Below are 1,441 nucleotides of genomic sequence, written 5' to 3' on the forward strand. Positions count from 1 at the left end.
GTCCAACTGGTCGCTGCTGAGCGCACGCAGGGCGGCGGTTCCGAGTGCCTTGATATCGGCGGTCTCGATGGCCGCGATCTGCGCGGTCGAGAGATTGGCCATCTGTGCCGAACTCAGCGACGCGATCTGAGCCGAACTCATTGCCACGATGGCAGCTGTATTCAGGCCGGCGAACTGATCGGGGTTGGTGTTCAGCGCGGCCACCTGGGCGGTCGTCATCGAACCGATCTGGTCGCTCGTGAGGGCTGCGATCTGGTCGGTACCCAAGGCACGCAGGGCCGCCGTGCCGATGGCGCGCAGGTCGGCGGACTCCAGCTTGGGCAGCTGCACGGAGGTCAGCGCCGCGACCTGGTCGGAGTTCAGCGCGGCGAACTGGGCGGTGCCCAGGGCGTTGAGGTCTTCGGTGGTCAGATGGGCGATCTGATCGCTCGTCATCGCGGCGACTTGCGCCGAGGTGAACTTGGCGAACTGATCGCTGGTGAAGGCGTTCAGGTCACCGGTGTTCAGGCCTTGCACCTGGGCGGTGGTGAGCGCCGTCACCTGGGCCGAGGTCAGCGCCTGCAGCTGGCCGTTTGTCAGGGCGTCGAGCTGGTCGCTGGTCAGGGCGCGCAGCGCCGATGTCGACAGTGCCTTCAGATCGGCGGTCTCGATCGCGGCGATATGTGCGGTCGAGAAGTTGACGATCTGGGCTGCCGTCAGCGAGGCGATCTGGGCCGAGCTCAGCGCGACGATGTCGGCCGTGGCGAAGCCCGCCAACTGCTCGGTGCTCATCGCGTTGATCTGGCCGGTGGTGAGCTGGCCGATCTGGTCGCTGGTGAGTGCGGCGATCTGGTCGGAGCTGAGTGCCTTGAATGCGGCCGTGGTGATGGCGCGCAGGTCGGCGGACTCCAGCTTGGGCAGCTGCACCGAGGTCAGCGCGGCCACCTGGTCGGAGTTGAGCGCCGCGAACTGGGCGGTGCCCAGGGCGTTGAGGTCTTCGGTCGTCAGATGGGCGATCTGATCGCTCGTCATCGCGGCGACTTGCGCCGAGGTGAACTTGGCGAACTGGTCGCTGGTGAAGGCGTTCAGGTCACCGGTGTTCAGACCTTGCACCTGGGCGGTGGTGAGCGCGGCCACTTGGGCGCTGGTGAGCGCCTGGATTTGGCCGTTGCTCAGCGCATCGAGCTGATCGCTGCTGAGGGCGCGCAGCGCCGCGGTGCTGAGCGACTTCAGGTCGGCGGTTTCGATCGCCGCGATCTGCGCGGTCGAGAGATTGGCCATCTGGGCCGAGCTCAGCGCGGCGATCTGGGCCGAACTCATCGCCACGATGGCGGCGGTGTTCAGGCCGGCGAACTGATCGGGGTTGGTGTTCAGCGCGGCCACCTGGGCGGTCGTCATCGAACCGATCTGGTCGCTCGTGAGGGCAGCGATCTGGTCGGTACCCAAGGCGCGCAGGGCCGCC

1 pseudogene is annotated in these 1,441 nt (G+C 67.0%); it reads right to left on the reverse strand.

Going from position 1 to position 1,441, the window contains the following annotated elements:
- A pseudogene (locus WG898_RS25100) lies at positions 1–1,441 on the reverse strand (heme utilization protein); the annotation flags it as partial.

It is taken from the genome of Paucibacter soli, from assembly GCF_037482845.1.
Classification (GTDB): Bacteria; Pseudomonadota; Gammaproteobacteria; order Burkholderiales; family Burkholderiaceae_C; genus Paucibacter_B; species Paucibacter_B soli.